Annotated in this window: 15 protein-coding genes and 1 riboswitch; of the genes, 9 read left to right on the top strand and 6 right to left on the bottom strand. The window is 67.6% G+C overall.

The features are described 5' to 3' along the window. The first annotated feature begins 79 nt into the window (after positions 1–79). The 5 genes from QNM97_RS15905 to QNM97_RS15885 all read left to right on the top strand — a co-directional run bounded on the left by QNM97_RS15905 (position 80) and on the right by QNM97_RS15885 (position 4164). Positions 80–526 carry an Lrp/AsnC family transcriptional regulator gene (locus tag QNM97_RS15905; protein WP_006372289.1) on the top strand — a complete coding sequence of 149 codons (447 nt, stop codon included), beginning with the start codon at positions 80–82 and terminating at the stop codon, positions 524–526. 225 nt (positions 527–751) lie between these two features. Next, positions 752–1786 carry an alpha/beta hydrolase gene (locus QNM97_RS15900; protein WP_283819325.1) on the top strand — a complete coding sequence of 345 codons (1035 nt, stop codon included), beginning with the start codon at positions 752–754 and terminating at the stop codon, positions 1784–1786. Continuing rightward, positions 1779–2291, top strand: a complete 513-nt coding sequence (locus QNM97_RS15895) for a DUF732 domain-containing protein (RefSeq protein ID WP_283819324.1) — start codon at positions 1779–1781, stop codon at positions 2289–2291. The genes QNM97_RS15900 and QNM97_RS15895 overlap by 8 nt, the downstream gene beginning before the upstream one ends. A gap of 290 nt (positions 2292–2581) precedes the next feature. Then, positions 2582–3679, top strand: coding sequence for a 3-deoxy-7-phosphoheptulonate synthase (locus QNM97_RS15890; RefSeq protein WP_283819323.1), 1098 nt, complete (start codon positions 2582–2584; stop codon positions 3677–3679). Positions 3680–3774: 95 nt separating this feature from the next. After that, complete coding sequence (locus QNM97_RS15885; protein WP_283819322.1) at positions 3775–4164, top strand: helix-turn-helix domain-containing protein; 390 nt, start codon at positions 3775–3777, stop codon at positions 4162–4164. 13 nt (positions 4165–4177) lie between these two features. Here QNM97_RS15885 and QNM97_RS15880 read toward each other — a convergent pair whose 3' ends face one another. From QNM97_RS15880 to QNM97_RS15870, 3 genes are all read right to left on the bottom strand, one after another. Next, complete coding sequence (locus QNM97_RS15880) at positions 4178–4783, bottom strand: ClpP family protease (RefSeq protein ID WP_208795543.1); 606 nt, start codon at positions 4781–4783, stop codon at positions 4178–4180. Further along, on the bottom strand, positions 4780–5394 hold the full coding sequence (locus tag QNM97_RS15875) for a ClpP family protease (RefSeq protein WP_283819321.1): 615 nt from the start codon (positions 5392–5394) through the stop codon (positions 4780–4782). Before QNM97_RS15875 ends, QNM97_RS15880 begins: the two co-directional genes overlap by 4 nt. A gap of 109 nt (positions 5395–5503) precedes the next feature. Further along, positions 5504–7120 carry an alkaline phosphatase D family protein gene (locus QNM97_RS15870; RefSeq protein ID WP_283819320.1) on the bottom strand — a complete coding sequence of 539 codons (1617 nt, stop codon included), beginning with the start codon at positions 7118–7120 and terminating at the stop codon, positions 5504–5506. Positions 7121–7221: 101 nt separating this feature from the next. Then, a riboswitch (cobalamin riboswitch) is annotated at positions 7222–7431 on the top strand. 89 nt (positions 7432–7520) lie between these two features. Here QNM97_RS15870 and QNM97_RS15865 point away from each other — a divergent pair. Genes QNM97_RS15865 through QNM97_RS15855 form a run of 3 tightly spaced genes read left to right on the top strand, consistent with a single transcriptional unit; the run spans position 7521 to position 10403 of the window. Next, positions 7521–8594: a FecCD family ABC transporter permease gene (locus QNM97_RS15865; protein WP_208795546.1), complete on the top strand. Its 1074-nt coding sequence runs from the start codon at positions 7521–7523 to the stop codon at positions 8592–8594. 31 nt (positions 8595–8625) lie between these two features. Beyond that, positions 8626–9399: an ABC transporter ATP-binding protein gene (locus QNM97_RS15860; RefSeq protein ID WP_283819319.1), complete on the top strand. Its 774-nt coding sequence runs from the start codon at positions 8626–8628 to the stop codon at positions 9397–9399. Then, positions 9396–10403 carry an ABC transporter substrate-binding protein gene (locus tag QNM97_RS15855; RefSeq protein WP_283819318.1) on the top strand — a complete coding sequence of 336 codons (1008 nt, stop codon included), beginning with the start codon at positions 9396–9398 and terminating at the stop codon, positions 10401–10403. Before QNM97_RS15860 ends, QNM97_RS15855 begins: the two co-directional genes overlap by 4 nt. 60 nt (positions 10404–10463) lie before the next feature. Here the strand turns inward: QNM97_RS15855 and trhA are convergent, their stop codons facing one another. Next, the gene (gene trhA, locus QNM97_RS15850) at positions 10464–11129 is read right to left on the bottom strand and encodes a PAQR family membrane homeostasis protein TrhA (protein ID WP_283819317.1); all 666 of its coding nucleotides are present in this window, start codon (positions 11127–11129) and stop codon (positions 10464–10466) included. Positions 11130–11248: 119 nt separating this feature from the next. On the opposite strand from trhA, the gene QNM97_RS15845 reads away from it, so the two are divergent. After that, positions 11249–12058: an isoprenyl transferase gene (locus QNM97_RS15845; RefSeq protein WP_208795550.1), complete on the top strand. Its 810-nt coding sequence runs from the start codon at positions 11249–11251 to the stop codon at positions 12056–12058. On the opposite strand, the gene QNM97_RS15840 is transcribed toward QNM97_RS15845, so the two are convergent. Both QNM97_RS15840 and QNM97_RS15835 read right to left on the bottom strand, forming a co-directional pair. Beyond that, a complete protein-coding gene (locus QNM97_RS15840; protein ID WP_283819316.1) occupies positions 11967–14639 on the bottom strand; it encodes a LuxR C-terminal-related transcriptional regulator in 2673 nt (890 codons plus the stop codon). The genes QNM97_RS15845 and QNM97_RS15840 overlap by 92 nt on opposite strands. Positions 14640–14841: 202 nt before the next feature. Then, the gene (locus QNM97_RS15835) at positions 14842–15447 is read right to left on the bottom strand and encodes a TetR/AcrR family transcriptional regulator (protein WP_283819315.1); all 606 of its coding nucleotides are present in this window, start codon (positions 15445–15447) and stop codon (positions 14842–14844) included. Positions 15448–15496 lie beyond the last annotated feature (49 nt).

Here is a 15496-nt window from a genome sequence, read left to right as displayed (position 1 = left end):
CACATTGTTGCAATCAATCGACGAAAATTGCGCATTTGATGAAGATTTCGTGCGCCACTGCCGAGATAGGGGCGATGTGTTGCGTGGGCTCGACGAACTGGACGAGAAGGTGCTGGCGTGTCTCACCCGGGATGCGCGCGCGACCTATGCGCAGATCGGTGACGAGGTCGGGCTCTCGGCGCCGGCGGTCAAGCGTCGAGTCGACCGCCTCGTCGACGACGGCGTGATCAAGGGATTCACCACGGTGGTCGATCCGGCCGCGATGCAGTGGACCACCGAGGCCTATGTGCAGATCTTCTGCCGCGGCAACATCTCGCCGGAGATCCTCAAGGAGTCGTGGGAACCCATTCAGGAGGTCGTCAGCGCGGCGACCATCACCGGACAGGCCGACGCGATCTTGCGGATCATGGCGCGCGACGTGCATCACCTCGAGCAGGCACTCGAACGAATCCGGCAGGCCGGTGGCGTCGATCGCACCGAATCGATCATCGTGCTCAGCCATCTCATCGATCGCGGCCATCCCTGACCGAGGTTTGTCCGGTATCAACCGATGGTCACGTTTGGGGTGTACCCATTGAGTCCCTTCGGCGGTGTAGGTTGACTCCGACGGCGACAAATGTTGCGCCACTGGGAAGTTCGTCCGATTTGTCGCGGAGGTCGGTGCGCGAAATCGGTAACGGGAGCGGTGTCTTCGCCGATAGTCGTCATGAGTTGTGGCAGAGGCGAAGTGCCGTCGACGGGAGTGGGGTAGATGGTGAGAGGTGTTCGGGTGGGCGCGAAGTGGCGTCACCGATCGGTCCGGTCGGTGAGCGCCAGGGCGCTCACCGTGGTGCTGGCCGCGGTGAGTGTCGGGGTGTTGTCGGTCATCGGCCAGGGCGTCGCGCAGGCGGCACCTCCGGCGCAGACCTGGTGGATCAACTCATGCGGCATGCCGACGCAAAGCCCTGACGGACCACCTGATTCGGTCAAAGTGCGCGCGTGGACGCGACCGCAGAACACCAAGACCGTCGTCCTGCTCGACGGTCTTCGGGCCACCAACGATCTCAGCGGGTGGGAACACAACACGCACATCCAGGATCTCGCCGACCGCGGCGTCAATGTCGTTGAGCCGGTGGGGGGTTACGAGAGCTTCTACACGAACTGGGACACACCGGACAATTTCAGCCGGCAGAGCTACACCTACGAGTGGGGATGTGTGATCAGTCGGAGCCTGGTCGCCGCGATGGACGCGCACGGGTTGCGCGGGCCGTCGGGCCACTACGCGATCATGGGGATCTCGATGAGCGGTAGCTCGGCGTTGATCACCGCCGCCGACGATCACCGCGACTTCGACGCGGCCGGGTCGCTGTCGGGTCTGCTGAACACCACCGCACCCGGCGTGCGTGAAGCGATCCGGGTCGCGATGATCTTTCCCGCCATCGATGGGGGAACCCCGGCGATGAACGTCGACGCCATGTGGGGCCCGCCGTGGTCGACCCGCTGGCTCGACAACGATCCGCTGGTGCAGATCGGCAAGATGCGTGGACTGCGACTGTTCCTCTACACCGGCAGCGGCATCCCGGGCTACACCGCGACCGCGGGCGCTGTCCTGACCGATCCGGCACTGATCGTCGAAGGGGTGCCGCTGGAGGTGCTCTCCTCGGCGCTGACGCACACCTTCGACGTGCAGGCGATGATCAACGGGGTGCCCGTCATGACCGATTTCCCGGTCTCGGGCATGCACGACTGGCCCTACTGGCAGGACGCGGTCAACAACGCCTTCGCGAGAGGGTTCTTCCATGCGTGACCCCGACGGCACGGATCGTCGATACCGGTCGAAGCCGTGGACCCTGGTCGGGGTGGTGTGTTTCGGACTGGTGTTGTTCGTCGCCGGCTGCGCCCAGTCCGATGAGGGCACCACCGTCAACCCATCGAAGACGTCGGCGCCGGTGAGTTCGGTGGCGTCGACGAGCCCGGTGTCGGCCACCGCCGGGCCGGCATCGACCGTCGCATCGACGCAGGCGCCGCCTCCGACGCCGGTGACCCTGCCCAGCGCGGGCACCGTCGAGACGGTGGCGCCGCCGCCGACCTCTGCGCGCACCGCCTTCCTGAACTCGCTGCGCGCGAAGGGGATCGACATGGACTCCGACACCGCGGTGTCGCTCGGGTCGTCGGTCTGCCGGGTTCGCAAGACCGGCGGCGACAACGCGGCGCGCACGTTCGCGGCGCCGGTGATGAAGCAGGCCATGGGTACCGAGCCCTCCGACGCGCAGGTCGCGGCGCTGGTCGACTCCTCGGGCGGGCTCTGCTGATCGGGAAGGGGTATTGGAGCGGGTGTCCGGTGGGCGGTCGTTGGGTCCGGACCGCCGCCCGTGGTAGCCTCGCTGTCGTGATCAGCATCGTGCGCGCCTATTGGCGTTTCTTTATCGAGGCTCCGGGTGAGCCTGCGATGAAGCGCTGATCGCGCCGCACGCCACATCCCGGAGCCCCGAGCAGTGACCACCAGGTCACTGCTCTTGTCATGTCAGGGGCTTTCCGGCGACCACGATGCGGGCGGGCCCAGCCGACAACCAGGGCCCACAACCCCGCGAAAGGCATACCAGTGACCACCCTCGGAGATCTCTCCCGAACTCCCGCCGACCGCTCTCTCTCGGCCGAATCGACCTCGGACCGCCGGATCCGCTCGTTCCGGTCGATCCCGTCGCCGGACACCATTCGCACCGAATTGCCGCTGACCGCGCGCCGGGCCCTTGCGGTTCAACGCGACCGCGACGAGATCTCGGCCATCCTCGCCGGCGCCGACGACCGGCTGCTCGTCGTCGTCGGCCCGTGCTCGGTGCACGACCCGATCGCCGCCCTCGACTACGCGCGCCGGTTGGCGCCGCTGGCCCAGCAGTACTCCGAGCGGCTCAAGATCGTCATGCGGGTGTACTTCGAGAAGCCCCGCACCACCATCGGATGGAAGGGCCTGATCAACGACCCGGGCATGGACGAGACCTTCGATGTCGAGCGCGGTCTGCGGACGGCGCGGTCGTTGCTCCTCGACATCATCGACCTCGGGCTGCCGGTGGGGTGTGAGTTCCTCGAACCGACCAGCCCGCAGTACATCGCCGACGCGGTCGCCTGGGGTGCGATCGGTGCCCGCACCACCGAATCCCAGGTGCACCGCCAGCTCGCCTCGGGGCTGTCGATGCCGATCGGCTTCAAGAACGGCACCGACGGCAACGTGCAGGTGGCCATCGACGGCGTGAAAGCCGCTGCGGCATCGCACGTCTTCTTCGGAGTCGACGACTTCGGACACGGCGCGCTGGTGGAGTCGGCGGGCAACTCCGACTGCCACATCATCCTGCGCGGTGGCACCGCCGGACCCAATTACGACGACGAGTCCGTCGCCGACGCCGTTGCGGCATTGCAACGTTCGGGTCTGACGCCGCGGGTGATGATCGACGCAAGCCACGCCAACTCCGGGAAGGACCACCTCCGCCAGGCCGAGGTCGCCACACAGATCGCGGCATCGATCCGGGCGCGTCGGGAAGCCGGCGACCCGATGCACGTGAGCGGCGTCATGCTCGAGAGCTTCCTCGAAGCCGGTGCGCAGTCTCCCGATGCCGATCCGCTCGTCTACGGCAAGTCGGTGACCGACAAATGCATGGATTGGGAAGTCAGCGCCGCGGTGCTCGCCGAATTGGCACGTGGCTGAACCATTTCGACGCGGCACTGCCGATCCGCCGCCCCCGTTCTGCTCACAGCAGAAGGCGGCCGGTACCGCTCGGGTGCCGTCGTAGGATCGACTCCATGATCGAGCAGCGATCGAAGGCCGACACCTCCGGGGCCCGGTCGCCGGCACCGGTGGAACCGTTGTTCCGTGAGGTGACCGGCAAGGTTCTGCGTCGCCATCGCCATGACCGGGCCGAGCGTCTCGTCGAGACCGCCCGCCGGGCCGGCGTCTCGAGCCAGTATCTCTCCGAACTCGAGCGCGGCCGCAAGGACGCGTCGAGCGAACTGCTCGGCGCCGTGGCCGGGGCTCTCGGCCTGTCACTGCTCGACCTCACCCGCGAGGTCGCGGCGGAGTTGGCCCGGTCGGCGGGCATCCCGGTGCTCGGTTCGGTGCCGGCGCGGGACGGCGATCGGTCGATCGCTCGTCCGCAGAACGCCTCTCGATCGCCGCTCGCGCTGGCCGCCTGAGCCTCCCGGGCCGTCACCGGCGGGTGAGTACGGCGCGCTCGTCGATGATGTGGTCGGCGATGCCGTAGTCGACGATCTCTGATGCGCGCAGGACCCGATCCCGGTCGGTGTCGTGACGCAGCGTTTCGACGTCGTTGCCGGTGTGACGGCTCAATGCGCGTTCGATCTCCTCGCGGGTCCGCAGTATCTCCTCGGCGGCGAGGATCAGGTCGGGAATCGTGCCGCGACCCTGTCCCGACGGCTGGTGCAGCAGCACCCGTGCGTGCGGCAGCACTGCACGGCGTCCCGGCCGGCCCGCCGCCAGCAGCAGTGCGGTCGACGAGAGTGCCTGTCCCACACAGGTGGTCGCGATGGGTGCGTGACAGTACTGCATGGTGTCGTAGAGCGCGAAGGTGGCCATCACCGATCCGCCGGGTGAGTTGATGTAGAGGTCGATCGGCGCCTCCGGATTGTCGGAGTCGAGGTGGAGCAGTTGCGCGATGAGCGCGTTGGCGACGCCGTCGTCGAGTTCGGTGCCCAGGTAGAGGATTCGGTCGTCGAGCAGTCTGCTGTAGACGTCCATGACGCGTTCGCCCTGCGGCGTTCGGCTGATCACGTTGGGAATCGTGTAGGTGCTCATCGGGTCACCCCGAATCCGGTCGGTGTGGCCGCGGCCGGGCGCAGTTGCGCCACCGAGTCGACGATGTGATCGATGAAGCCGTACGCAAGCGCCTCCTCCGCGGTGAACACGTGATCGCGCAGCGAGTCGGCGAACACCCGCTCACGGGTCTGACCCGTCCGCTCGGCGATGACACCGAGAACGGTGTCACGGACATGGCGCAGGTCGTCGGCCTGCAACTCGATATCGGGGGCGTAGCCGCCGATCCCCGCAGATCCCTGGTGCAGCAACACCTTTGCGTGCGGCAAGATGTAGCGTTTTCCGCGGGTGCCGCAGCAGAGCAAGAATTGCCCGGCGCTGTAGGCCATTCCGAGATTGACCGTCACCACGTCGTTCGGGACGATCCGCATCGTGTCCATGATGGCGAGCATTGCGGGCACCGAGCCGCCCGGAGAGTTGATCCACAGGCCGATGTCGGCGACCGGATCCTGTGCCGAGAGCATCACCAACTGTGCGCACAGTGCGCTGCCGATCTCGTCGTCGAGCGCCGAATCGAGCATCAGGATGCGTTGGTTCAGCAGGCTCTCGGTGGTGCGTTTGCGGAGGGGTGGGGAAGTTCTGTGTTCGCTCATTGGTCCAGGTTGTCGAGCGCTCGTCACTGATGCCATCCGATGCTGCTGTGCGCGGAATCGCGCAGCGCACAGCAGATGTGGTGCGGGCACAGGTGCTCTGATGGTCTGCTCAGAGAACCTCGATCTCGGGGCGCCCGGCCGGAATGGTCACCACTGCGCGGGTGTGGAGCCGGGCGTCGGCGGTGCTGACGGTCGGGCAGACCCGGAACCGCGCCTCCCACCGGTCGTGGGTGATCGTGTTCAGTACGTATCCGCGTTGGGCGTTGCCGAATCGTACGTGGGGTGAGGCGGCCTTGAGTTGTCGATCGGACTCGTCACTGTCGGCACCGTCGCCGCCGGAGCTGATGGATGTGCCCGCCACCTCGACACCGACCGTGGGCGCAGGTCGGGTGTAGGTGGATCGCAACTCCGACACCACATTCCGGTGGATGTCGCCGACGATCGACACGAGATTGGCGGTTCGGCGTTCGCGGGCGCCCTCGAGGACACGGGTCCGCGACGCCTCGTACCCGCTCCATCCGTCCATGCTCACCGCGCGGACCCCGTCACGCTCGCGCGCGAGGTCGGCGATCGTCGTCTGGTGGGCCAGGACGTTCCATCGGCTGCCGGACGCGGCGAGGCCGTCGAGTATCCATCGCTCCTGGGCTGCGCCGGTGATGGTGCGGTGCGGGTCGGCGGTGGCCGCGTTCTGCCCGGTGTCGTTGTCGCCGTTGACCTGATCGCTGCGGTGAGTACGCGTGTCGAGGACGCTGAACTGAGCAAGATCGCCGAACGTGAAGCGACGATAGGCACGAAATCCGCGCCCGGGCGGGGCGAGCCGAACGGCGGTGTTCTCCCACCAGGCGCGCATGCCCGCAGCCCGGCGGAGCAGGAACTGCGGTAGGGGTTGGTCGTCCTCGGGGATGTCGGCGGCCCAGTTGTTGTCGACTTCGTGGTCATCGAAGATCGTGATGAACGGACTCATCCGATGCGCCGCTTGCAGGTTCGGGTCGAGTTTGTACAGGGCATAGCGTTCGCGGTAGTCGTCGAGGTCACGGCATTCGCGATACGCCGACGCCGGCACCACCGCGGTATCGCGTGCACCGCCGCCCATCGGGATCGGCTTCTCGTAGATGTAGTCGCCCAGATGAAACACCACGTCGGGGGCCTCGCGGGCCAGGTCACCGAACGCCGGATAGTGGCCGTCGGCCCAGGCCTGACAGGAGGCGAGGGCGAATGACAGTGCGCCGGTGGGAGTTCCGATGCGCTGCGCGGTGCGGGTCCGGCCGACCTCGGAGACTTCACCGAGCGCGCGGAATCGGTAGAAGTAGTCGGTACCCGGCGTCAGGCCGCGGACGTCGACGTGCACGCTGTGCCCGGTGTCCGGGCCGGCGCGGGTCACCCCGCGCGCCACGACGATCCGCATCCGTTCGTCGCGGGCCACTTCCCAGCCGACATCGTGGGTGTCTCGGCCCATACCCGCCCCGGGTGCGAGGGGGTCGGTCGCCAGCCTGGTCCACAGGATGACAGCGTCGGGGAGTGGGTCGCCGGAGGCGATTCCCAGGGTGAACGGGTGGCCGGCACCTCGGACTCGTGGAGCGGAGGCGGCGTCGGTGGCGAACAGGCTGGGGGCGGTGGCCAGCCCGGCGGCCAGCGCGGTCCAGGTGAGGAATCGACGGCGGGACGTGCCGGCGCGCAGCACCTTGTCCGGGGTGACGCGTAGCGGAGCGTGGTTGGGGGAGCGCATGCGTCGAGGCGATCACCGCACGGTGTCGTCACGGACGACGACCGGCCACGACTCGGTGATGCGGGGGTGAAGACCTGGGCGACGCCTCGGCGAGATGCCTGCTACGCTCAGCGCGCGTCGGTTCCGACCGGGCCACACGGGCCGGTCGGTGAAAAGGGAATCTGGTGAGAATCCAGAGCTGCCCCGCAGCGGTGACGGAAACGACAGCGGCTCCTCGCACTGGACTTCACGGTCCGGGAAGCGGCCGCGGGTAGGTGGCATCTCGGTGCCGGGTCCGAAGTCCGAAGACCTGCCGCCGTGGCCATGGGCAACCGTGGTCGACACTTGCCTCGCGGGATATGGCCGGTGCGCCGATCTGTCGAGCGCGGCTGTCTTCCGCCCGACGAGAGACCGTGCCACAGTGGATGATCACACCTCACCGCAGGCCACCCCGGCCGCGCCGACCTGGACGCGTGTCGGCGTGTTCGCGGCGCTCGGTGTGCTCGCGCTGTTCGTGGTGGCGTGGGCCGGTGTGGCGTTCGGTACCGCCGACGTCGGTGGTACCGACGTGCCGCGCTTCGTGTGGGCCGCGCTGACCGGCGGCCCGATCTCCGCCGACGACGCCGCCGCGTACTGGATCGTCATCGATTCCCGGGTACCACGCGTGATCACCGGAGCGGTGGTGGGTGCCGGGTTGTCGGTCGTCGGAGTGGTCGTGCAGGCGATGGTGCGCAACCCGCTCGCCGACCCCTACGTCCTCGGTATCTCGTCCGGCGCATCGGTGGGGGCCACGAGCGTGGTGCTCTTCGGCGTCCTGTCGGGCATCGGGCTCTACGCCATGCCGGTCGCCGCCTTCGCCGGAGCTCTGCTCGCCACCCTCATCGTGTTCGGGATGGCCTCCGGCGCAGGTGGATTGACACCGTTACGCCTCGTGTTGACCGGTACCGCGGTGGGCTACGGCTTCTCGGCACTGACCACCGTGCTGGTGTTTCTCGCACCCACCGGCGACGCCGCGCGCAGCGTGATGTTCTGGCTCCTGGGCAGTCTGGCCGCGGCCAGCTGGTATTCGGCGGTCCTCGTGGGCGTCGTGACCGTCGGCGGGGTGATCGCGGTGGCGAGCCTGGCGCGCTCGCTCAATGCGCTCGCCATGGGTGACGAGGTCGCCGCATCCCTCGGATTGTCGGCGTCGCGGTTCCGCGTCATGGCATTCGCGTTGTCGGCGTTGATGACCGGCGTGATGGTGTCGGTGTGCGGGGCGATCGGCTTCGTCGGGCTCGTCGTTCCCCACGTCGCGCGGTTACTCGTCGGCGCCGACCATCGCCGACTCGTGGTGATCGCTCCGCTGATCGGCGCGGTGTTCCTCGTCGCGGCAGATCTCGTCGCCCGAACCGCCGTGCCGCCGCAGGAACTGCCGCTGGGCGCGATCACCGCCGCCGTCGGGGTGCCGATGTTCCTGATCCTCATGCACCGCCGGCGCAGCGTGGTCGATCGATGAAACGGGTTGACGGCCACCGGAGGTCGGGAACATGACCACAGCGGGGTATCACGGGGTCGGCGTCGACATCGGTTCGGTGACGCTGCTGCGTGAGGTGACCTTCACCGCCGCGCCGGGGAGTTTTCTCGGCGTGATCGGACCCAACGGCAGCGGGAAATCGACACTGCTGCGTTGTCTGTATCGCGCCCAGCGCCCCACCGTCGGCCACGTCGAGGTCGACGGCGTCGACGTCACCGCGATCTCGATGCGCGACAACGCCCGTCAGGTCGCCGCGCTCACCCAGAGTTCCACACTGGACTTCGACTTCACCGCAGCCGAGGTGATCGCCAGCGGTCGGTTCCCGCATCGGTCGATCGCGCGGACATCCCGGGCGAGGGACGCCGCGGCGGTCGAGGAGGCCATGGGTGTCGCCGGAGTGGGCCATCTCGCCGACCGTGTCTTCACCTCGCTGTCCGGGGGTGAGGCACAACGGGTGCTGATCGCGCGGGTACTCGCCCAGCAGCCGCGGGTGATGGTGCTCGACGAGCCGACCAACCATCTCGATGTGCGACACCAGTTCTCGGTGCTGGCCGCAGCCCGGGACTCCGGCGTCACCGTGGTCGCGGCGCTGCACGATCTGAACATCGCCGCCCAGTTCTGCGACACGCTGCTCGCCCTCGTCGACGGTCGCGTCGTCGGGACCGGCACTCCCGTGCAGGTGCTCGTCCCCGCGAATCTGCGCGCCTGGTTCGACATCGACGCCCACATCGTCCGGCATCCCCGACTCGACGTCCCCCAGATCCTCTTCGATGAAAGGCAACCATGAGAAGACTCCCACTGCTCGCGCTGGTCTGCGCGGCACTGCTGACACTCGCCGGATGCGGCGCCGATGTGGCGTCGCCGTCACAGAGGTCCGCCGGGGCCTCGGTGACCGTCACCAACTGTGGTGCGCCCCTGACGGTTCCCGGCGTCCCGGACCGCGTGCTCACCAACGACACCGGCATCACCGAGTTCATGTTCGCCCTCGGCCTCGCCGATCGGATGGTCGGCTACACGACCTATGCGGGCAAGGAACGTGACATCGCGTCCTCGCCGTGGAAGTCGGACTTCGCATCGACCAAGAACCTCGGCGACGCCTTCACCCGTGAGGTCATCGCGGCCGCAAAGCCCGACTTCGTGTTCGCGGGATGGAACTACGGATTCAAGGAGTCCACAGGAGTCACCCCGGACTGGATTCGCACCATCGGTGCGGTCCCGTATCAGCTGACCGAGGCGTGCCGGCAGGCCGGCAGCACCGCGCGCGGCATCATGCGGCCCTTCGATGCGCTCTACGCCGACATGAGCAATCTCGGTGAGATCTTCGGCGTGCAGCGTCGCGCCGGTGACCTTGTGTCGCAGTACAAGTCGCAGGTCGTCGAGGCCGGGCGCGGAGCGCCGCAGGCAGGCTCCCGGGCCAAGGTGTTCCTCTTCGACAGCGCCGACCCGAGCCCGTTCACCTCCGGGCGCAACGCGGCTCCGGATCAGATCATCGACGAGGCCGGCGGCACCAACGTGTTCGGCGATCTCAACGACTCCTGGACCACCACGTCGTGGGAAGCCGCGGCGCAGCGCAACCCCGACGTCATCGTCATCGTCGATTACGGTGCCGGCGAACAGAACACGGTGGACGCCAAGATTCGGCAGCTCGAGTCACAGCCGCTGATGGCCAACACCACCGCCGTCCGGGAGCGGCATTTCATCTCGTTCCCGTATGCCGCACTCGTCGAGGGCCCGCGGAATCCGGCGACGACGGTGGCGCTGGCGAAATACCTGCGCTCGATCGGTCGGTGACGGCCCGGGGCTGACGAACTCGGGGATGTGGTTGGTGGGGGTCCGGCACGGTGGGGCGTGTCAGGTCAGCACCAACCACACCGCGACGTAGTGCAGCAGTGCCGCGATCGCGGTGCACACGTGGAAGACCTCGTGGTGACCGAAGGTCGCCGGCCACGGGTTGGGGCGCCGCAGCGCGTAGAGGACTCCGCCGACGGTGTAGAAGACCCCGCCGAGGGCGAGAAGCACCATGACCGCGACGCCCGCGTGGGTCACCAGGCTCGGGGCGACGGCGACGATTACCCAACCGAGCAGCACATAGAGCGCCACGCCGAGCCAGCGTGGTGCCGCCGGCCAGACGATCTTGAGCACCACTCCTGCGACCGCGCCGATCCAGACGATCCCGAGCACCCACCACCGCAGCGGCGACGGCAGGGCGACCACACAGAACGGCGTGTACGTGCCGGCGATGAACAGGAAGATCATCGAGTGGTCGGCGCGCTTCATGCGGATCTGCGCGCGGATGTTCTTCCAGTGCACCCGGTGATAGGTCGCCGACACGCCGAACAGGCCGACGATGGTGATCGCATAGACCGCGCACGCCGTGGACGCGGCCGCGCCGCGCAGGAGTGCCGCGCCGATCACCACGGCGATACCGCAGGCCGCGGCCACGAAGGCCGCGTACTGGTGGATCACGCCCCGCAACCTCGGGCGATCGGCCACGGGCGTCGTCAGCACGGTTGTCACAAGAACCTACGGTACCGTAAGTTAGTTGCTGTGCGGGATCGTGTGGCGATCACCTCCCATCCTTCGGGAGACCGACGACCGCACACGCCCTCGACCGTGCGCGGCTAATCTGGGTCGCGATGAAACTGCTTCCCGATCGCCTGCGCGGCCCGATGCTCACCGTGTACGAGCGACGTCTGGTCCAGCTGATGGACACCACCCGACTTCCGTGCCACGTTGCGATCATCTGCGACGGCAATCGGCGTTGGGCCCGCGAAGCCGGTTTCGAGGACGTCAGCCATGGTCATCGGGTCGGCGCCCGGCGTATCGCCGACATGCTCGGGTGGTGTGCCGAGCTGGGCATCGAGACGGTGACCATCTACCTGTTGTCGACGGAGAATCTGCAGCGCGAGTCCGAGGAACTCGACGCGCTGATGGAGATCGTGCCCGACATCGTCGACGAGATCTCGCGACCGGCCGACGACGCCGACCCCGAGGCACCGGCCGGCGACTGGCAGGTGCGCATCGTGGGCACGCTCGATCAGCTGCCGGAGGAGGTGGCGCAACGGCTGCGCAGTGCCTCCGAACGCACCCGGGGCCGCAATGGCATGAACGTCAACGTCGCCGTCGGTTACGGCGGGCGCCAGGAGATCGTCGACGCCGTGCGCGCGCTGCTCGCGGAGTGCAAAGCCGACGGCGGGACGCCCGAGCAGATGATCGACGCGGTCACGGTGGAGGCCATCGACCGCAACCTCTACACCAAGGGACAGCCCGATCCGGATCTGGTCATCCGCACCTCCGGAGAGCAGCGACTCTCCGGATTCCTGCTGTGGCAGAGCGCGTACTCCGAAATCTGGTTCACCGACGCGTACTGGCCGGAGTTCCGGCGGGTGGACTTCCTGCGCGCATTACGCGATTACGCGGCCCGGAATCGGCGATTCGGTAAGTAGCCGGAGTCACCGGTGTTGTCGCGACGTCGGCCTGGTCGACGGTGTGCGAGGCGTGCGGGATCAGGCCGCGCCGAGCGGCTTCGGTGACGGCGTCGCGCCGCTTGTCGACGCCGAGCTTGCGATAGATCGACTTGACGTGCTGGCGCACGGTGTGGGGACTCAGATGGAGGGCCCGAGCAATCTCGGTGAGCGGTGCCAGGCTCGCGAGCATCGCGACGACCTGCTGTTCACGTGGCGAGAGAATATGAACTGCGGCGCCGCGCGCTGACGGGGCCGGGGTGGCGGTTCGCAAAGCCGTTGCGGCGATCGGTGCGCAGTGGTGAGTGCTTCCCGCGAGGAGGGTCAGTGTTTCGCGTAATACCGGACCGCCGAACATCATCGAGCGTGCCAATGCCGCGGGTGAGATCTCCGCGATGACGTCGGCGAGCACATCACATGCGCGCTGAGGGTCGGGGCTGACAACTCCGTCGAGCAGCGCGCAGTCAGTGCGAATCATCGCGTCGCGAGCGCGATGTCCGCGGTCCACCCGCCCCAAGGTCTCGGCGGCCGAAACGCGATCGCCGCAGCGCAGATGACCCCACGCGGACAGAACGAGGAGCCGAGCGCGCAATGTGTCGTCCGCACCGGGGCGCAACGACGAGATCAGCTCCACAGCATGTCCTGGCTCGTTGTCGGCGAGGGCGATCGAAGCGCGGAGGTGCCCGATTCGCTCAGCGCAGGAGTTCCATTGTCCCGAAACGGATTCGAAGGTGAGAAGGTCCCGTGACGCCGTGTCCGGGCCACGCAGGCTCAGATCGACGGTGGCCGCCACGAGGGTTGTCAGAAACGTGAGAAACGGATCGAGCATCCGGGGGTCGAGTGCCTTGACGGACGCGAGAAGCGCTGCGGCGTCGCCGAATCGGGCCTCGTCGGTAGCCGCGCATGCCGCCGCGACCAACGCCGGTGCGGTCAGCGCCTCGGTGCCGGTGCGGCCCGCGTCGAGGAGCTTGCTCGTTCGCGTGACGGCGTCGCCGGTGTGTCCGGCGAGAACGAGCGCGACCGCCTCGTACGACGCCGCCCTCAGTCGCATGGGGTCACACGTATCACGATGGGCACGTCGCGATGCGAGTCGTGCTGTGGCGGAATCGAGTGCGCCGTTGCACAGGTCGGCGTACCCCACGAGCGTGTCGGCCACGTCGATGAAGATCGGCCAGGTCGACCCGGGTGTGGCCTCCATTTCCGACACCGTGGCCATGGCGCGATACGCGCTCTTGCGCATGGCCGTCGGATCCCCGGTGAGCGCCGCCCGTTCGGCGTCGAGGATGTGCAACGCCGCACGAATCCCGAGCGTGGCCGACGGCGTCCGGTCGACAACGCGATGGGCCGTGTCGATCGCAATGGCCAGGTCCTCCGGACTTCCGCGGTAGTAGGCAACACCCGCCAGTGCGATGCTGAGGCAGGGATCGTGCTCGGCGAGATGTGAGGGGATGCGCTGCAGCTGGGTCATCAGATGGTCACTGTCCGGACCTCCGAACAGTGCTGCGGCACCACTCATCGTCAGTGCACCGCTCAGAGCCCAGTCCTGGGCGTCGATGGCGCATTCCAGGGCTCGAAGGGGTTGCCCATGCCCCTCGTACCACCGCGCCGCGCGAGAAGATGTCGACTCGACGAGGCCGGGGATCGCCGCAAGACGACGATCGAGGTGTGGTTGCACGACGGGGTGTACCACGAGGTCGTTCGCGCCGCCGTGGTCGGCGATCAGATATCCGTTGTGGCCCAGTGTCCGCAGTGTCGTGTGTGCGGAATCGATCCGTCGATCGTCCTGCGCTGTCCGATCATCGAAGGACTGCACACGAGCGAGGAGGGACGGGTTCACCGACCCGAGAACAGATGCCCTCAGTAGGGCATCGAAAGAGTGATGATCGAGCTCGGCGAGCATCTCCTCCACAGCGTCCTCGATGAGGGGGTTCAGGTCGAGAAGGTCCGACATCGTGGGGGCGGTGATGCCGTTGTGCGCCAACGAGCTCATCCGCTGGGCGCACAGCGCGACCGCCAACGGCCATCCGCGTGTCCGGCGAACCAACTCGTCCAGGAGATCGGGGGTCGCGATCGACCGCCCGTCATTCATGCGGCGCGCCAACGCGTCGATCTCAGCCCGGGTGAAGGCGAGGTGATCCGCGTCGATCATCGTGACGTCACCACGGGCGACGCGGTAGGCCAATCGGGGCACATCGCTCCACCTGCCCATCATGACCAGCGGCGGACGCACCCGATGGATGCCGAGGTCGATCAACGCACCGATCTCCGGGCCGAGCCGGTGGACGTCGTCGACGACGAGCGTCCGCGACGAGGGCGCAGTGAGGACCGCTCGCGCCTCGGCGAGTACGTCTCCTGCGGGCCGGTCACCGGTGACGGTCAACCACACCGGATCGTCTGCGCCGCGTCCACGGAGCCAATCGAGGACCGCCGACGACTTGCCGCTGCCCGGGCCGCCGAACAGTGCGGTCACCGGAGCCGTGGTGGTCGCGGCGTCGAGGAGAGCGTGGACGCGGGGGCGGGGGAGCCACGACCGCGACTGCGGCCGATAGTGCGGCGAAAGCATCGTGTTTCCTGTCATGCAGCACGTTGCGCGTGCGTTGATCCACGGTGTGACGCGGGGGCCGGTCAGCGGCGGCGCGTGTGTCGGCCCAACCCCCCGGGGAGGCCAACGGTTAGTAGTATGAGTGCACTTTGCCTGCTCGTGCACGCCGAATGCGAATTGTTGCGCTGCGCGACCACTCCACCAGGCGATGTGGGGCCCGCGGTCAGACAGGCTCGGGCGGGCTGTCGACCCCTCGTGCCAACGCGGTGATCGACGCAGCCCCGACGTCGTGAGTCGAACCGGGTGCCACCGACGTACCGGCGAACTGATCCCGGAAGGTGAGTACCGTTGCCATCCAACTCGCGTAGACGGCCGCCGCCTTGGTTCGCGGGATCACCGAATCCGGCGGATACCGATCCCGGGTACGAAAGATGTCGACCAGCGCGTCCTGGGCTCGTATCCAGCTCTGGGTGACATGTCCGGCGATCATCGGGTTGCCCTCGGCGAGGAACGACAGAATCGGGTGCGGGCGATCCATTTCCGAGGCCGCGCGGTCGTCGGTCCATCCGCGTCGCGTCTGCGCGGCCAGGGTGGCGATCACCATTTCGTCGAGCGTTTCGTCGGCGGGCCGACGTGCCATCTCGGCCACCACATCCTCGAGCCAGTCGTCGAAATAGGCGAGCAGGATCGAGGCCTTGGAGTCGAAATTCAGGTAGATGGTGCGTTTGGCGATTCCCGCCGCCGCGGCGATGTCCTTGATGGAGGTCTCGTCGAATCCGTTGCGTTCGAAGAGATCGTTGGCCGCGTCGAGGATCTTGCGACGCGTCACCGATCTCCGCGAATCGGATGACGTCTCAGAACGTGGCTCTGCCGGCACG

The organism is Gordonia sp. L191, assembly GCF_030077625.1.
Taxonomy (GTDB): Bacteria; Actinomycetota; Actinomycetes; order Mycobacteriales; family Mycobacteriaceae; genus Gordonia; species Gordonia polyisoprenivorans_A.
This window is presented reverse-complemented; position numbering and strand designations above follow the sequence as displayed.